Annotated in this window: 12 protein-coding genes; 5 read left to right on the top strand and 7 right to left on the bottom strand. The window is 55.2% G+C overall.

Going from position 1 to position 16,654, the window contains the following annotated elements:
• Nucleotides 1–143 precede the first annotated feature (143 nt).
• Nucleotides 144–464 (top strand): hypothetical protein, encoded by a 321-nt coding sequence (locus tag Pla100_RS08980; RefSeq protein WP_146577278.1) that lies wholly within the window; start codon nt 144–146, stop codon nt 462–464.
• A 141-nt stretch (nt 465–605) separates the two neighbouring features.
• Here Pla100_RS08980 and xerC read toward each other — a convergent pair whose 3' ends face one another.
• From xerC to Pla100_RS08960, 4 genes are all read right to left on the bottom strand, one after another.
• Nucleotides 606–1,505, bottom strand: coding sequence for a tyrosine recombinase XerC (gene xerC, locus Pla100_RS08975; protein ID WP_146577393.1), 900 nt, complete (start codon nt 1,503–1,505; stop codon nt 606–608).
• A gap of 27 nt (nt 1,506–1,532) precedes the next feature.
• Nucleotides 1,533–1,781 (bottom strand): hypothetical protein, encoded by a 249-nt coding sequence (locus tag Pla100_RS08970; protein ID WP_146577277.1) that lies wholly within the window; start codon nt 1,779–1,781, stop codon nt 1,533–1,535.
• Nucleotides 1,782–1,829: 48 nt separating this feature from the next.
• Nucleotides 1,830–3,077 carry a hypothetical protein gene (locus Pla100_RS08965; protein ID WP_390620584.1) on the bottom strand — a complete coding sequence of 416 codons (1,248 nt, stop codon included), beginning with the start codon at nt 3,075–3,077 and terminating at the stop codon, nt 1,830–1,832.
• A gap of 645 nt (nt 3,078–3,722) precedes the next feature.
• Nucleotides 3,723–5,825 (bottom strand): esterase/lipase family protein, encoded by a 2,103-nt coding sequence (locus Pla100_RS08960; protein ID WP_146577275.1) that lies wholly within the window; start codon nt 5,823–5,825, stop codon nt 3,723–3,725.
• Between the two features lie 386 nt (nt 5,826–6,211).
• Here Pla100_RS08960 and Pla100_RS08955 point away from each other — a divergent pair, with 386 nt between their 5' ends.
• The gene (locus Pla100_RS08955; protein ID WP_146577274.1) at nt 6,212–9,418 is read left to right on the top strand and encodes a hypothetical protein; all 3,207 of its coding nucleotides are present in this window, start codon (nt 6,212–6,214) and stop codon (nt 9,416–9,418) included.
• A gap of 138 nt (nt 9,419–9,556) precedes the next feature.
• Nucleotides 9,557–10,369, top strand: a complete 813-nt coding sequence (locus Pla100_RS08950; RefSeq protein WP_231602864.1) for a hypothetical protein — start codon at nt 9,557–9,559, stop codon at nt 10,367–10,369.
• A 24-nt stretch (nt 10,370–10,393) separates the two neighbouring features.
• On the opposite strand, the gene Pla100_RS08945 is transcribed toward Pla100_RS08950, so the two are convergent.
• Entirely contained in the window at nt 10,394–10,756 is a 363-nt protein-coding gene (locus tag Pla100_RS08945; RefSeq protein WP_146577273.1) for a hypothetical protein, read from the bottom strand.
• 29 nt (nt 10,757–10,785) lie between these two features.
• The gene (locus tag Pla100_RS08940; protein ID WP_146577272.1) at nt 10,786–11,010 is read right to left on the bottom strand and encodes a hypothetical protein; all 225 of its coding nucleotides are present in this window, start codon (nt 11,008–11,010) and stop codon (nt 10,786–10,788) included.
• 73 nt (nt 11,011–11,083) lie between these two features.
• Here Pla100_RS08940 and Pla100_RS08935 point away from each other — a divergent pair, with 73 nt between their 5' ends.
• On the top strand, nt 11,084–12,172 hold the full coding sequence (locus tag Pla100_RS08935) for an ATP-grasp domain-containing protein (protein WP_197167787.1): 1,089 nt from the start codon (nt 11,084–11,086) through the stop codon (nt 12,170–12,172).
• On the opposite strand, the gene Pla100_RS08930 is transcribed toward Pla100_RS08935, so the two are convergent.
• Complete coding sequence (locus Pla100_RS08930; protein ID WP_146577270.1) at nt 12,142–12,633, bottom strand: FxsA family protein; 492 nt, start codon at nt 12,631–12,633, stop codon at nt 12,142–12,144. The two genes, Pla100_RS08935 and Pla100_RS08930, sit on opposite strands and share 31 nt — an antisense overlap.
• Before the next feature lie 165 nt (nt 12,634–12,798).
• On the opposite strand from Pla100_RS08930, the gene Pla100_RS08925 reads away from it, so the two are divergent.
• Entirely contained in the window at nt 12,799–16,590 is a 3,792-nt protein-coding gene (locus Pla100_RS08925; RefSeq protein WP_146577269.1) for a PVC-type heme-binding CxxCH protein, read from the top strand.
• The last annotated feature ends 64 nt before the right edge of the window (nt 16,591–16,654 follow it).

Raw genomic sequence — 16,654 nt, 5'->3', positions numbered from 1 at the left:
CCTATCCTCGCGCCCTGATCACACCCAAACCGAACCCGAATTCGGATTCAGCTGGGGAATAATGCTAGCAAATACCGACGGAAGAATAACCCCGACTTCTATGGAGGCAGTATGACTGGACGATTGAGTTGTTCTTCAAGGAATTGAAGTCCACGCTCGGCTTCGGCCAGTACAGCTTCATCGACTTTCGCGCCGTCGAAGCCTGGGTGAATTTAGCGATCACGACGGTGCTGTACCTGGAGCACGAGCGGATCACGCACATGCTCGACCGGCGGCTTAGCAAAGATTGCCGCCAATGGTGGCAACGACAACGACTTCACGGGCTGTGCCATGCCGTGCGGCAAGCCAGCGAGCGCGAACAACTGAGGTACATCGAAAAAAGAACAAAAACTTCCGGCGGCCTCAAAAAGCTGCAACGTTTACTCGCCGCCTCGATTCCCCAAGAATACCGAATCGCCGTATGATAAACTCTCCAATAAGCGCAACTTCAAAGCTCACGCTTCGGGTTACGATGCAAACCAAATCAACAGCCCGTTAGCGGCGGTTTCCACGGCCGTTAACCGGTGCTTACGCCCATCGGCTAATTGTTGTCATTCGGGATACAACTAAAGCGCCCTTGGGTGTGCCTTTTCGTAGATCGTTCGCAGGTTCGTTGCGCTAACGTGGGTGTAGATTTGCGTGGTCGTTAGAGATTTGTGGCCGAGAAGTTCTTGAACGCTACGGATATCGGCTCCGCGATCGAGCAAATGCGTGGCGAAGGAATGACGCAGCGTGTGAGGGCTCGTTCGCGAATCCAGTCCGGTTTCGGCAATGTATTTGTCGAGCATTCGACCGACACTGCGAGTGGTCAAGATATTGCCGAATCGATTGACAAAAACGGGAGCGGCTTGGCCAAGTTTTTCAGCCTCGGTTGAACGGCAACGACGGGCCGCGTAAGCGCGGATCGCTTCGATCGCGTAGGAACCCAAAGGGCTAATACGCTCTTTACGTCCTTTTCCACGCACGCGGGTGATGCCTTGACCAAAGTCCAAATCACCGTCGCGAAGGCCAACCAGTTCGCTGACTCGTAAACCGGAAGAGTACATCGTTTCAAGGATCGCGCGATCTCGCAAGCCCGCAACGTCGTGGGCAGGCGGTGCGACGAGCAAACGCCCGACTTCATCGTTGGATAACACATGCGGCAACTTGCGACTTTGACGCGGGTTGCGAAGCGGCTTGGCGGGGTTGGTCGACGCGACGCCGTCTCGCATCGCGAACTTGAAAAAACTACGCAGTGAGGCGAGTTTTCTTGAGATCGTGCTCCGAGCGTAATCCGCTTGTTGCAACGCCGCCTGAAACTGGCGTAAATGAGTCGGAGTCAACGCTTCAGTCGACGTCGGGCCGCCGCCCTCTTGAATCCATGCGGTGAACCCGAACAAGTCTTCACGATACGCTTTGATGGTCAAGTCCGACGCATTGCGCTCGGTCGCCATGTATCGCAAGAAACGAGTAATCGTCGATGTCAGTTGGGCGTTGGCCATATGGCGGAAGCTCTAAGCAAAGTCGTCGATCGACAACGAATCGAACTCCTCGCTCGCCATCTCTTCGTCGCTTTCGACCAAGACGGTTTCGCGAATCTTGCGGGACAACATCGCGGCGTCGTACCACGAAAAATCCAAATCGGGATTGGCTGCGAAACGAGCGAGTTGTCGCAGCGTTTCGTCACGGTTCTCGTCATCGAATAAGAAAATGAATTTCTCTTCGCCTTTGACTAATGCCAATACGTTTACTTCCGTTTCCATCGAGTGACTCGTCCTGAGTAGAGAGGCGGCGGGGAGGTTCGCTGCGACTCAGTATCGGCTGACAGGCCATCGTAAAATGAGGTCCGATGGGTCTCGTCCGCCACGAGCTTCCAACATTTCGGTGATGTGGAGGTGACAACAGAAACGAATGAAATCTTCGCTACGTTTGATATAACCCTGCCAAGACATCCCGCGTGCATCATCGCCCGTTTCGACATAATCGGTTAATCGTTGCGTGAAGTACGGATCGTCGCCGCGGTATAATCGGGTGTGCGTTAAAACAGGTTCGTGTTGACGGATCATGACCGGCGGCACAGGCGACGGAGCATCCGGGATCAGGTCGGTCGGCTCGGGCCAATCCGGTGGCAAGGGAGCCGGTTCGATCCAATCGTTCGCAACCTGATAGGGCTCGAACGATTCTTCAATCGGCACCGACTCGAACTCGATCGCCATCGCGTCCATTTCAGACGGGATCTGTTGAGTCGATCCGGCAAAAGGTTCGTTCGTCGGTGTCAAGATCTGGTGTTCGGCGACGGCCTGGTCGAATTGAATCTGACGCAACGGATTGGTTTGTTGCTTTGGTTGAGCAAGAGCCGCGACTCCCCACGGGTCATCACTTGGCGGCAGTTCCAGTGCGGTCACCGAGTCGGGTTCCATGGAAGTGTCTCTCGCTTCGGATCGGACGCGAACCGGGCGATCGATCGGCGCGGTTGCTTCCTGTGGAATCTGGGTCTTGAGTTGACTGCGGGCGAGTTCAAATTCCGCTTCACGAACGATCCGTGCGGGGATTTTTTCTTCGCCCTTGGTTCCCCAGGGTAAACCGTAACCGGCCGGGATCGGATGGAAACCTTCGCTCGCCGCGTACCAGTGAACGGTCATCGCCATGCGAGGTGGGTAGTAAGCGTCGTAATCGGTAACCGATCCGACGACGATGGCTTCGACATCCATCATTTGAGCAAGGCGTTGGAACTCCGCACCGGTTCGCGGTTCACCGAACTGGGACGAGTATGCTTGCCACTGCATCGCCGTCACACCGACCGGCAGTACTTCAAAGCCTGGAATCGCTTGCAACGCCGCGTAATAGGCTCGGGCAACCGCGTCTCCGTCGAGGTTCGGTTGTTCGCTCTGGTTAAAGAACGGCAACACGGCGACGCGTTTGAGTTGCGGGAACGGATTGTGCATCACATCCCGGGTCCGTGTTTCAGGAACCAACGAACAACCGCTGGCCAAGCAAACGATCGTGACCGCGACGATCCGACAGATCGACTTCGTTCGAGCTAGTATTACAGCAGATATGTTCACGATGGACTTTCAGTCATCGCGCACCGCCTCCGCCTCCCTAGATGTTTCATCGACCGTTAAGGCGAATCAATTGAATGAAAAATAGCGGTTTTTCCGTGTCGCCGAATTTAGCTCAGGTTAAAGCTGGTTCCCAGGCTTCCGCCCTCTTTATACCCCACATCTTTTTTGACCCCCACGAGCTCGTCTCGCGGGTGAATAAGGTTCGCGTGAACATTAAGTGGTGGCGACTTTCAGTCGCCAAACCCTGAAACGTCGACTGAAAGTCGACGCCACGTTAAGAATCCATCACTTATTGTTCACGCGATGCTAAGGTTCGCAAGCTAGACACCGACGCCCTCCCAGTCCACCGCGTTTCACTTGTGCTCGCCGCTTGAAGCGGCGAGCACAAGTGAAACGCGGTGGTTTGCGCAAGTTGCGGCTTGTGTCTAGCTTGCCAACCTCGGCTTCCTGCCAAACGAGCTGGCAGGGGAGCGATACATAATGACTTGTGCAGGGTAAAGAGGGCTTTCGCCTGGACTCTCAATGCATCGTGGGCTTTCGCCTGGCGAGTCGGTACGGAACCTGGGGATCGAAAGGCGGGAGCCTCCGACGCAGTGCGTTCCCAGACGGGAGCCTGGGGACGAGCATTAGGTGCTTGCGCTACCGCAATTGTCCGGTGAGCTGATAAACCGACCGAGCTGTTTCCGGGTTTTCATAACGGAACCTAGGATCTGAGATCAAACCTTCGGCTCCGTCGGCGGACAGGGGCGTCCTAGCCGGGGCGTCCCACGCCAAACGATCTTCCGAGTCGACTTCGTCGAGATGTTTCAGCAAAATTCGGCGAACTTCGAAGATCGTTTTCCCCTTCATGTGGACGGTCGTGTGAGTTGCGTCGACGATCAATTCACTTTGAACGTCATCCATTTTCGCGCTGCTGTATTCCACCACGCCATCGCCGCGGTGATTGCGTCCGGCAAGTAAAGGCGGATCCTCTAACACGCCGATGATATTGTGAAATCGAACGTGTTGTGCTTTCTTGGCTCGCAGCATCACCGGGAAGATGGGCGAGTCGGGTGCCAAGGAATCGATCGCGTTGGCTTCGGTTAGCAAACGCGTATCCCGAAAGAATCCGGGATTGGCGCGGGTCAAACGCGTGCTCGTCGAAACGGCCATCTTGGGAAGCTTGATCACCTTGCTGGCGAGCCAACGCGCCGCCGTGCTGGCTCGATTGCTGCCGTGATGAGGAGTGCCGATGGTGATCACGCGACTGACGGACTTGTTGGGCCGGAAATCCAATGCGCTGACAAGTTTGTTCACATCATCCGGTGGTCCACGGAGCTTCTCACGCGGTTGATCGGTCACGATGTTCCAAAAATCATCGCCGCTATCAATCGTTTGCATCCGAGCAATCAGACCGCCCATGCTGTGCCCGACCAAAACCGTGTTATCAATCGCACGATCTTGGCCCGTCGGATCGAAGGTCTGCCGCATCGCGAACAGATCGCTGCGCAGTTGAGTTGCACTAATCCAAAACGGTTGTCCAGACGGATAGAGGTAGAACCAAAACTGATAGCGTTGGCGAATTTCGGGAAAGCTGCGTAGATCGTTGAACATGTCCATCCACGTCAGGGGCGACGACCATAGACCATGTACCATCAACACGGGAATGCGATTGGGGTCGTAAGGTTCGAGCATGTACAGACCACGTTTTTGTTGAGCGTCGTCTGGATCGAGCAAACCTTCGGTAGCCCGGTCGCGTTTGCGGTATTCGTCTGAGTCGAGAAAGTACGCCAGCGGCGTCGTGAGGTCCGTTTCCAACGGGACCCAGTCGTCCGCTAGCTTGATCTGGTTGGCTCGCAACGGGTCGAAGAATTCCAGCACGCATACCGGCGTTTCGTCGGTTGAGGGAATGTGCGAGTTCGGAGTCGCTATTTGGTAGGTGGCGAGCTTCGTCGTCGCCCCACCGGTCACGTCATTTGTGTGGGAAGCTTGAGCTGTGTTCAAACCTGCTTGATCAGCGACTCCGGTTGAACACCGTAGCAACGCCGTGACCGCATAAGACAATCCCTCGGGGTAGTACTTTTCACGCTCGTCATCGCCCGATCGAGGTTTTCGGACGGCGACCAGGGGCACTCCGAGCCCGAACGTCGTGTGTCGGTTGCGCAGCGTTTTAATATCGAAATCGCTTGTGAACTCATAGCGATCGAATTCGTCGGGTTTCCAGGCACCTCGCATTTCAGTCCGGATCACAAACTTGCGATCGGCCGTTTGGATCGTGTAGGTCTGGCCAGGACGCAATCGATTCTCGCTGCACAGCACCCGCAATAGGTCTTCGAGCGATTCGTTGTACAGATCGCAAACGGCACGGAACTGGGGATCGTACTGATTGCGAACTTCGGCGAGCTGGTCGCCAAAAAGGTATCGATAGCTTGTTGTCAGTGCGATCCCGTAGTGATTCATCGCATCGCTGCTTTGCCCACGGCGTTCGGCTTTCTTGCCTTCGACATACGCCAACTCGCTCACCGCGTAGGTCAACTCGGAGTCGAGGTTTTGGTAGTTCAGCGTCCTTAATTTGTCGATGCAGATTTGACTGTTCTGATCGTACGTTTCGCTCAGTCCGTATCGACGCAGCGTCCCTTGTGTTCGCTGGCTGATCTCTGGACCTTGCCACTGCATCAAATTGAGTGATTGGGCCAGCGCGTTGTCGCGAAACGGGCGGTTCTGCAGATAACGTGCGGTCGCGCATCCGCTAGAAACGAACATGAGCGTGATCAGGCCGATCGCCATGGCATGATGACGCGGATGGGTCTTCGAAATCGAAGTAGTCGCTCGTTTCGCTATTCCGGAACAGAACATGACAACGACCCTAGAAGAACTGTTCTTGCCGCGTCAATTGAAGATAGGGGGATTCGACACGAACAGGCTTGGCCAGAGATGAGTCGATTGGGAGCTTAAAGTAATGAGCCCGTTTCTGAATTGGCTGGCAAAACATCTTGTGACCACCGTGTGATTCTGGCTACGGTAAGCTTGTTCGATCGTGTCACTCTCACTGCCCAGGACGGGCAAGCGACTTCTCAACCGTGACTCAATACAATTTCACTCAGGATTATTCGTTGTGCCGGAAGAAATGCTTCCGGCTCGTTCGGCTCGTGTTTTTTCTGCTGATCGTGGGAAACTCAGGTTTTCATCCCGCATTGCCTCAGCCACTGGTGGTCGCACAGTCGTTGGTCGTCGAGCATTCGATGGCGGCCGAACCCTCTCAGCCGATCGCAGCGACACCTCATGGCCAACCGATTGAGTGGGTTTTGCGCGACGAGAAGTTTTTCCCAAATTCAGACGCGACCGTTCAAACGCCACTCGGCCAGGTGCCGACTGAATCCCGCAGCATTGAGATCATTTCGATACCGACAGGCCAAGTCATTGAAACGGTTGCCCTTGAGCTTGATGTCGACAGTTTCACCTACCGAGGTCGTTCGCAGATCGCTCTTTCTCCGGGCGTCTATCAGCTTGAGCTGTCAATGGCGGCTCCACATCGCAAATGGCTCGGTTTCCTTGCTTGGGAGAGTGTAAGCCGCCCAACCGGAACTCCCGAGACGAAGTCGTGGCCACTGATTGTCTTGCCGTCGGCTGACTCGAGAGCGGCGTCAGCACAGGCGAACGACACAGGGACTGGTGATTCGAACAAGCCGCCTAGGGTCTTAGTTCGATGGAACGACGATTCAAATCAATCAGGCAATTGGATTAGCAATTCGACCGCCCCTGGTGACGCACGCGATCGCAGTCGTTTGGCTGAAGGTGCGTTGGCTCCGTTAGCTTGGATTCGCGGCAGTGGATCGGCTGAAAACGTTTCGGCCGCGCACGGGTGGGCGGGGCGATTGGCATCGATCGACGAACGAATCAATCGTATCGCAGAACTGTCGACCGATGGGGTGATACTCAGTCCGATCGAATCCCCAGCAACGTCCGCTTTCGAGCAAACGAGCAAGATCGAAGAGCAATATCTAATTGCCAAATGTGATGTGCTCGGGTTACCGGTTTGGCGTTTTGTTGCACAGGTATCCGATGGAGGGGAAACGCCCGAAACGATGGAAGGGGGAGTGGCTTCGAATGGACTTACACCCGTCAAGCTCGTTGACCCTGAATCGAGGACCCACTCGGTGGCCGACTATCGACGTTCGCCCGCCACCACGTTGCGTGGACGATTTCGAACGGACATGAGTCAATCAAATGATTCCGACTTTGTCTGGTTTGGCATACAAGATGTCGCGCCGGCCCGAACACCGCCTTCTCCCACAACACCTGCTCAAGCATCGCTTCCGCCGTCACCACTTGAAAATATCGAAGAAGGCTTTGCGACCAAGACTTGGTTGCGAGATTGGTCGCACTGGGTCGTGCGTGTACCAGCAGCGATCCAGGAACGTTCAATCGCGGGGCTCGTCATCGACGAGAGCCTCATCAGCAGCGAAGTTTTGCCGGAGCATGGTTCCGTCGAAGAAGCGATCTTCATTTGGCGTCATCTCTGGACTGCCGATTCGCACTGGCTCGAATCCACAAGCGGCGACCGGTTGGTTCATGTTCGTCAATGTCGTTTGGGTTCGCAATCGACTTTTGTTTGTTTGAATCAAACACCCTGGACGATGACGCTGACACTACCTCTAGCGAATTTAGTGCAGTGGAATGATCAATGGAACAGCATAACGGCCAACGGCTCCAGCGTCCCTAAAACCGGTTCCTCCCAATTGGAACGGATGCGTTTAACCCGTCCGGCCGTTTCGATGCTAGGTTCCACGACGACTATTCCACCGATGGGAATGATCGTCTGTCAAACCGAACATGAGTTATCTCGCTTGCTTACGTTCGGCAGTCGAATCCAAGGCGGTGCTGAAAAGATCGCCGAAGTGACTCGGGATGTAACCATGATTGTCGAGCACATGGGTCTGCTCGGGGAACTCGCTAGTTTGAGGAGGACTCCCGGCGAACAGCTCGCTGGGCAGTATCCATCATCAAACCGAAGGGGTGATCGAATCGAGGCTAACGCGGAAGCGCAAAGGCGACTTGCCGAAACGTCGAAATCAGCCGGCTGGGGTTCGTCGATTTGGTCCGCCGATCGCTGGGGGCTCGGCCGCGCCGTCAGTAGCGGATCGTCAGTTGAGGCAAATTTGGCGACGACTAAGTTGAACTCGGCCGGCGGTTCGGAGCAGGATTCGCTAGCAAGCAGCATGGCGACCGAGCAGCTCGGCACCGATGCCGGTCGCTTGGTTTCGGACGGAGGTGAAGCCGCTAGGCCTAGTTTACTGACCTTTCGAAACCTTCTAACCAACGGTGGTTTCGAAGCCGCATCCTCGATGGGCATTGCCGGGTGGATGCATTCCCAACATCCCGTCGACGCGGTCGCTTTGGATCGTCAAACAAGATACTCCGGCACGTCTGCCGTTCGTTTGGAGGGGAAGGATTCAAGAGGTTCGACGACGTGGTTAATCAGTCGTGATCTTTATCCACCGGAGACCGGTCGGCTAGGCGTCTCAATGGCGCTCCGTGGCGAACCGTCACAATCCGATTCGGCCGAGAGTCCTCAACCTGAAGATCCACAAGCGCGCAAGAAAACTGGATTCACCACAGATCCGAATGAACCGAGCGTGATTCGGGTCGCAATCGAGGGCGAGCGAAACGGACATCCGATTCGACAAGTGGCGACCTTGGAGATTCCAAACGACGGTCAGTGGCAACCCGGGACCATCGCCCTGCAATGGCTCGACCTGGACGCTTCCCAGGATACCAATTTGCGACTGACGATTGACAACTATTCGACTTCGCGGATTTGGGTGGATGATGTCGTCGTGACCGACTATTTCGCAAGCCAAGCCGAACGAACTGAGCTACAAAGCCTGGCGTATCTAGCGGTGAACGGGCTGCAGCATTCCGATTTGGCACCGGCGGCAAGGCTATTGAACAACTACTGGGCGGGCGAACTCTTGCGTGTTGCCAATCATCAGGCCCCCAATCATCAGGCCCCCAATCATCAATCGCTCAGTTCATTGCGTGCAAGCTCTGGTTCTCAAATCGCGGAGGTGCCGGGTAAGCCTTCAGAGATGTCCAACGCGAGCAAACTTGGACGATTTATGTATGAACCTCCGTCGCTTCCTCGATCCGCGTGGGCGCCGCAGCGAGAAACCGATATCCCCACATCTTCGACCAACCCATCGGGTTCAAACACGATGCCGAACAGCCCCGAGCGATCCGAGGTCGATTCCGGTGCCGTTGAGCGTGCAGATGGCAGTGCGAATGCGGCATCGAAAGAACCACCCTCCATCTCACGACGCATCCGAGGGTGGTTGCCATCCCCGCTGCGGTTTTAAATTGACATGCATACGCGGCCCAAGTTCGGTACATTGTTGGCTGCCAAAATAGGACCTTCTCGAAGATCGCCCGCCGACGTGCTCTGCGGGCTTCGAAACGACTGCTCGTGTATCGCCATTCCCTTCACTCCGGATTGAATGATGAAGCATCACAAAGGATTATCCGCTGTAGGATCACCCGCTGAAGGATCACCTGTTGTTCGATGGGTGCGTCAAGTCATTGGTGTTTTGCTTGTCTTGGCGGTCGCGGGGGGCGGTGCAGCCTGGTGGGCATGGTCGCAAGCCCACCATGTGCCTGAGTTTTACAAGCGAGCTCGAAATCAATCCGGCGATGTGGGCAAGGTCGCACGAACCGCACTTCGCCACGACGTTCGTCAAGCGCAGAAGGATGCCAAGAAAAATTTCTATTGGAACGCGTCATTCTCGGAAGAGCAAATCAATGCGTGGTTACAAGAGGAATTGCCGGGCCGTTTCGAACGATTGGTCGTTCATGGCGTTAGCGAGCCTGCCATTGCACTGGAAAATGGGCAACTGCTCGCAGCGGCGCGGTACGCCTCCAGTCGCTGGGATATGATTGTCTCGTGCCGTTTAAGTGTCGAGATGACCGAGGAACCCAATTTGATCGCGATCGCACTTTCAGACTTGAAGGCCGGGTCTCTTCCGTTGCCTCTGGAGCCGTTTGTTCGGAAGATCAGCAAAGAAGCTGCCTTGGGGAACTTGGATGTGCGATGGGACTTTACCGAACGAGGGCCGATCGCATTGGTGACCATCCCTCATGATGACGATAAGTACTTGCTGAGCCCGCTGATTATTGAATCCATCAACTTGATCGCCGGGCAGTTGGAGTTGAGTGGTCGGGCCGGTGATCAGGCGTCTGACGAATACTCTCCGCGCGGTCCAGTGCATCGTTTTGTCTCGTATCGAAAACGACAAGAAACGAGTCAACATTAATCCAGTGGTATTCGTTCCGGCTAGTTAGCGGGGTGATTCGCGGATCATCGTCTGAGGGCTGATGCTGTGTGGCTCATTTTGGGTTTCAGGCGACGACGAATCGTATCGAGCTACATCGTCATAAGCGGCCTGAACTTTTTCTACCATGCCATCGAGCAGGCCTCCCCGGTGTATGGATGGTTCTCGGCAGCGATCCTTCATTCGGTTCTTAAGTGTCACCGATAGCGGGGAGGCGGTATCGGAGTGACGTCGCCAACCGTTTACCGAAAGACTGGTGACCAACTTGTTCACTTGAGTGGCGTCATAGGTTTCATCTTGATTGATCACCGCGCAGCAGTGGTCAGCAAGCTTGTCCAAGATGGCCTCAATTTGGGGAGTCGTGTCCATGATGTTTCCTTACGCTCGATGCGGGGGTATTATCGGATGAAGTAAAGCACAGCTGCGATCACCAGGCACAGGATTGCCAGGATCGTGATGTAGCTCAGCCCCACAACCATGAAGGGGGCACCCGGGGCGTTTTCACCTAGTTTTTCGTTTTTATCAGTAATCGCTTCACGAATTCCATGTTTGTCGTTGGTGGTTTCAGACACGTTGGTACCTTTGGGTTGGATGAAAAGTGTCGTAACCTGAAAGGCAGACACCTTAAACCTTCTTGAAGCAATTTCGATGCCAACCCTCCCCACAACCCACTCACCTCAAGCACGCGGGGATGCAATGAAGACTCTATTTGTGGCTGAATTTTTGTGTGGCGGTGGGATGTTCGACACGCCGGTCGAACGAATCCCCAAGTCCCTGTTCTGCGAGGGGGCTGCGATGTGGCGAGCGTTGATCGACGATCTCTCCGCTTGGGGTAACGTCGTTACGCCGATCGATCCGCGTCTCTCGCTGACGCTTCCAAATCGTAATGTGACGGCGGTTCCGATGCCGCTTGATGCGTTGCCTTGGCATGACTGGATTGACGCCGCGAAGCGTTCTGATGCGGCTGTTCTAATTGTTCCCGAGACGGATCATCTACTCATCCAGGCGGTCACTCAGTTGCGGGCCGCAGGAATTGAAGTGCTTGCGGTTAGTAATGCAGCCTTGCGGTTAACAAGTGACAAGTGGCAAACGGCAAAATGGCTGCACCGTGAAGGGATCCCCCACCCCGAGACTTGGGCGATCGAGCCGGATTCTCATTTGCCGGTTCGATCGCATCCGCGATCAACGCTGGCTCGTTTGGTGACGGACGGTTTCGTTGTCAAACCTCGGGACGGATGCGGTGCTCTCGACATGCGTTCCTACACAGACTTGGATCAAGCTCTCCGTTCCATGTCGCCGCACGAGATCACTCAGCGATGGGTTGTGGGGCAACCGGCGTCGGTCTCGATCGTTGCCTGTCAGGCCGATCACTGCTGCACGTTTCTGCCAGCAGTATGGCAAAACATTCGATCGAATCATGACGAGATGGCGGAATCGTGTCTGAGCTATCAAGGTGGTTCCGGTCCGGTCTCCCACGAGTTTCAATTGCGGGCTCAGGCACTCGCAACACGTGTGATCGAATCGATGCCTGGAAAACCCGCCGGGTTCGTTGGCATGGACTGGATCGCTGGCAATGATCCGGCACAGGACTGCGTCATCGAAATCAATCCTCGTTTAACGACGTCCTATGTCGGTATCCGCCGAATGGTAAGTGAGAACATCACACAACGACTATTCGCGATTCAAAATCACCCCATCGCTTTGGACGTTCAGTGCGAATCGATCACTTGGGATATCAACTCGATGGCTCCGTCTCAAGAAGTCGACGATTGTTTCGGTCCATAACTTGGTGAGTCGACCGTATAATTGCCGTTTTCATGACGCGACCGGGGCGGGAGTGTTGACTCGGTGGAGTCACTTGTCCCGAATCCGTGCGTATGAACTTGAAACTTGCCTCCGTATCGGCGTCTTAGGAAGCCGCCGATATGCGTTCGCCCCATCGGCGTCAACAGAACAAAGCCCAGGGCGTCGGTCAGCAACCCTGGCGTGAGGAGCAAGGCCGCTGCAAACGCGATCATCAGCCCGTCTTGGATCTCGCGACCGGGCATGCGGCCTTCAGCTAACGCCGCGCGGAATCTTCCGATCGCGGCAAGACCCTCACGGCGGGCCAAGTACGATCCGATCAAGCCGGTGACGATTACGATGCTGAGCGTGGTCATCCAGCTCGTCGCATCCGCCATCCGCAACAACAACACAAGTTCAACGAACGGAATGATAATGAAAGCTAGCAACAAGCGGGCAAACATGTTTGAACCTTTTTCCCTTTCATAACGACTGCCATGATGGCACCCAATCCGCTAGACTAATGATCCGGATCGAGATGACGCGAATTCCGTTCCCAACACCCGCGTTTGGCCCGTTTCTCACCCGCCGCATGTTCCCCCCCAAATTTGGGAAAACCGCCGATTCCTATGAAATCGCTTCACTTTACTGCTGCCCCAGCATCGTTGAAAAAAATTCCACAAGTTGTTTTCGGACCCGTCGTGCTGGCCTTGGCATGCTTGCTGCCGCTTCCCGGAATTGCGGCCACATCGTTGAGTCTTCCCGCAGAAACTCGCGTTGCGTTTGTCGGTAATGGGACCGGCCAACGACTCAGTTTATTCGGTCATCTCGAAACGATGATGCACTTGCGAACGACCGACGCGCCGCTGCGAATCCGCAATTTTAGCTGGCCGGCTGACTCGGTCGCCGTTCGACAACGACCTGGCAATTACACCACGATTGACGATCCGTTCGCGGTCTATTCGCCGCAGTTGCTGATTTGTTTCTTTGGCATGAACGAATCCTTTGATGGCGATTCCCCCGAAGCGTTGGCTCGATTTCGAAAAGACTACGAGAACTATCTCGACAAGATGAGTGAGCAGCTTTCGACACCGCAGCGATCCTTGACCGTCGTTTTGGTAACGCCGATCGCATTCGAGGTCAGCGAAAATCCGTTGCAGCCCGACGGTGTCGACGAAAACCGCAACTTGGCCGCGTACGCCGAAGTCGTTAAGCAACTCGGAAAGGACCGCGCGATCGCGGTCGCTGACGTGTTCGACGCGACGAACAAACTGTTCGCCGAACAACCGGGGCTCCAGTACACCGTCAACGGGATGCATCTCAATGAAGCCGGAGACGAAGCAGTTTCGCTGTTGATTGACTCGCAATTATTCGAAGGCCCCGGTCCCAAAGTAGGTGCCGAGCGATTTGAGACGATTCGAGAGGTCGTCCGGGACAAAGCGTGGTTGCACCAGCAAGACTACCGCATGCTCAATGGTTGGTACGTCTACGGCGGACGCCGAACGTGGGACACGGAAACGTTTCCCGGCGAGTACAAAAAGATTCGCAATATGGTTGCCGTTCGTGATCAAGCGATCTGGGATCTCGCGGCCGACCGACAGGCTGAGCCAAAGATTGACGATTCCAAAACCGGTGAAGTTTTCATTCCCGAAACCATGTTCGGTTCCCGCGACGATGGTTTTCGGAAGATGCGAGAGCCGACGACCTTGAACTATCCGACACCGGACGAGTCGATCGCGCAGATGACCGTTCCCGACGGATTCGAGGTGCAGTGCTTTGCCTCGGAAAAGGATTTCCCGGAGCTAGCCAACCCGACCCAAATTGCGTTTGATTCCAAGGGACGACTATGGGTTTCGTGTATGGTGAACTATCCGCAGTGGTTGCCCGGCAAGAGTCGTCCGAGCGACCGATTGCTGATCTTTGAAGATACCGACGACGATGGTAAAGCGGACCGATGCACGCCGTTTTATGACGAGTTGATTTGTCCGACCGGGTTCGAGTTTTACAAGGACGGTGTGTTAGTCGTCGACGAGCCGCACATCTTGTTTTTGCGTGATACCGACGGTGACGACCGAGCCGACGAAGTCACCCATCTGCTTGATGGAATTGCGACCGACGACACGCACCACGCGATGGGAGCCTGGGAATATTCCAACGGCGGACGTCTCAATATGCTTGAAGGCATCGCCATGAGCACCACGTTGGAGACACCCTGGGGACCGATACGCAAGAACGGTGCGTCGGGCAGCTATGTCTGGGATCTCGAGAGTCTGCGAATCGGGCATTTCAAAACGCCCGGCCAATACAACCCTTGGTGTTTGGTATTTGACCGGCACGGCAACGGAATCATCGGCGACGGCACTAATGCCCAACACCATTGGGTCAACGCGTTGTCAGGCGGCGACGTGCAGTCGCGCAAGAGTTTGGACCCGATCTTCAACAACCACGGCATCCGCCCGGCGGCAGGCAACGAAATCCTCCGCACGCGTCAGTTCCCTGAGGATTATCACAATCAATTGATATTCGCTTGCGTGATCAACATGCACGGCATGCCCGCATTTGAAATCCGCGATCCAGAAGATTCCGCAGGCCCCGCCGGAGAACGCGTCGGCGACCTGCTGACCAGCACCGACATGTTCTTCCGTCCGGTCGATCCGAAGATCGGCCCCGATGGTGCGTTGTGGTTCGGTGATTGGTGCAATGCCTTGATCGGACACATGCAATATTCACAACGTGATCCCAATCGCGATCATGAACACGGGCGCATCTATCGTCTACGCCACAAAGATCACGATCTCAACGACGTCAACACACAAGCCGGAAAGACGGTACCCGAACTGCTGGACCAGCTAACCGTTTTTGAGCCGCGAACCCGCTATCGAGTTCGCCGAGAATTGCGTGCCCGCAGTGCCGACGAAGTCTTTTCCGCCATCGGAACATGGTTGGCCGGTCAACGCGATGTGGCCGCCCAGTTGGAAGCCTTGTGGGTCCAAGAATCCTTCCATCAAGTCGACCTGGGGTTGGCGTCGGAGATCATCGCCGCTGGCGATTTCGCGCAACGTGCCGCCGCAGTGAATGTACTTGGTAACGAGTGGCGTTTCCTGACCGGAAATGAACAAGCCAACCAATCCAACGAGATCAAGTTGTCGACCGACATGCCGCTGTTGAAACTCTTGGCGGCGGCCGCTGATGATGAACATCCTCGCGTCCGATTGGAAGTCATGCGAGCAGCGAGTTTGATGGATCACCCGGCTGCGTTGCCTTTGGCACTCGCCAATGTCGGGAAGCCGCAAGACAAATGGACTGCATACGTCATGGAGCATTCACTCAACGCGCTGACCGCCCACTGGGACGGCGATTCGCCCGAACAACAGGCCGCGATCGCATCACTCGATCCCGCTGCGGCGTTGTATTTGAGAGAGTACAAGATTGCCACCGGTCCGGGAGCGGAGGTCTATCGGCCGTTGAAGACGCTCGCCGACGTCGACGCCAAGAAAGCCGACCAAGAAGTCGCCCTCCAAAAAATCGTCGCCGCCGGTCGTGGGGATAATCAAGCGGGAGCGAAAGTTTTTGAACGGGTTTGTTCAGCCTGTCACAAGTACGGTGACTTGGGCAAAGAGTTTGGACCGGAGTTGACCAACCTCGGTGAACGAATGAACAAAGAACACATTATTCGTTCAATCGTGTGGCCCAACGAAGAAATTTCCAAGGGATACGAAACCGTCATGGTGCTGACCTATGACGGCGAAGTCATCAACGGTTTCGTTCTGGCGGAAACCGACGAGATGATCCGTTTGGGTGTCGCCGACGGAAAGATCAAGGAGATCGAAAAGGAAGAAATCGAAGTCCAAAAGCCGATGAAGGCGAGCAGTATGCCCGAAGGCTTAACCGAAACGATCGCCCCGAGCGAATTCCTGGATCTGCTCGCGTTCTTGACCGGTAACTGGGTCGCGACGAACCCCAATCTCGATTTCCCTTTGCGAACCAAAGGCGATTTGATCGAAGTGTCCCGTGATTCGATGGTGTACATTCCCAACCATTGGCCGGCCCAATACAACTCCGAGGCGGAACATTTGATGAGCGGTGAGGGAGCTCGCAAATGGGATTTTGCCGTTCATTCACCGACGGCGAACATGCCCAATCAAGCCGTCATCATCCGGTTGAACGAACCCAAAGAACTCGTCCAAGGCCAAATCCACAATCGAGGCGAAAAGCAGTTCCACGACCGAGCCACAGGATTGACGATGTGGGTCAGCGACGACGGAAAGCAATGGCGTCAGGTTTGGAAGAGTGAGCAAGTCAAGCCTGTCTGGGATTTCGACCTGCCCGCCGGTACTAAGGCACAATACATCAAGATCGGCATCGAAGAACCCGCCATCTTGAACATCGATCGAACTTCGTTCTATGGACCAAAGGGATGACCTTCAGCGTTGCTTGCTGGTGCTCCGTCAAAATCTAGTTCCAGGGTGAGCCGAACGCGCCAGC

The organism is Neorhodopirellula pilleata (assembly GCF_007859915.1).
In the GTDB taxonomy this organism is placed as follows: domain Bacteria; phylum Planctomycetota; class Planctomycetia; order Pirellulales; family Pirellulaceae; genus Rhodopirellula; species Rhodopirellula pilleata.
The sequence above is the reverse complement of the archived record's forward strand: the minus strand, read 5'-3'. Positions and strand labels throughout refer to the sequence as shown.

What these genes read in the sequence shown, in the direction of transcription:
- Pla100_RS08930 (WP_146577270.1), bottom strand. Translation starts at nt 12,633, where the DNA reads ATGTTTGCCCGCTTGTTGCTAGCTTTCATTATCATTCCGTTCGTTGAA.
- Pla100_RS08970 (WP_146577277.1), bottom strand. Translation starts at nt 1,781, where the DNA reads ATGGAAACGGAAGTAAACGTATTGGCATTAGTCAAAGGCGAAGAGAAA.
- Pla100_RS08925 (WP_146577269.1), top strand. Translation starts at nt 12,799, where the DNA reads ATGAAATCGCTTCACTTTACTGCTGCCCCAGCATCGTTGAAAAAAATT.
- Pla100_RS08960 (WP_146577275.1), bottom strand. Translation starts at nt 5,825, where the DNA reads ATGTTCGTTTCTAGCGGATGCGCGACCGCACGTTATCTGCAGAACCGC.
- Pla100_RS08945 (WP_146577273.1), bottom strand. Translation starts at nt 10,756, where the DNA reads ATGGACACGACTCCCCAAATTGAGGCCATCTTGGACAAGCTTGCTGAC.
- Pla100_RS08935 (WP_197167787.1), top strand. Translation starts at nt 11,084, where the DNA reads ATGAAGACTCTATTTGTGGCTGAATTTTTGTGTGGCGGTGGGATGTTC.
- Pla100_RS08950 (WP_231602864.1), top strand. Translation starts at nt 9,557, where the DNA reads ATGATGAAGCATCACAAAGGATTATCCGCTGTAGGATCACCCGCTGAA.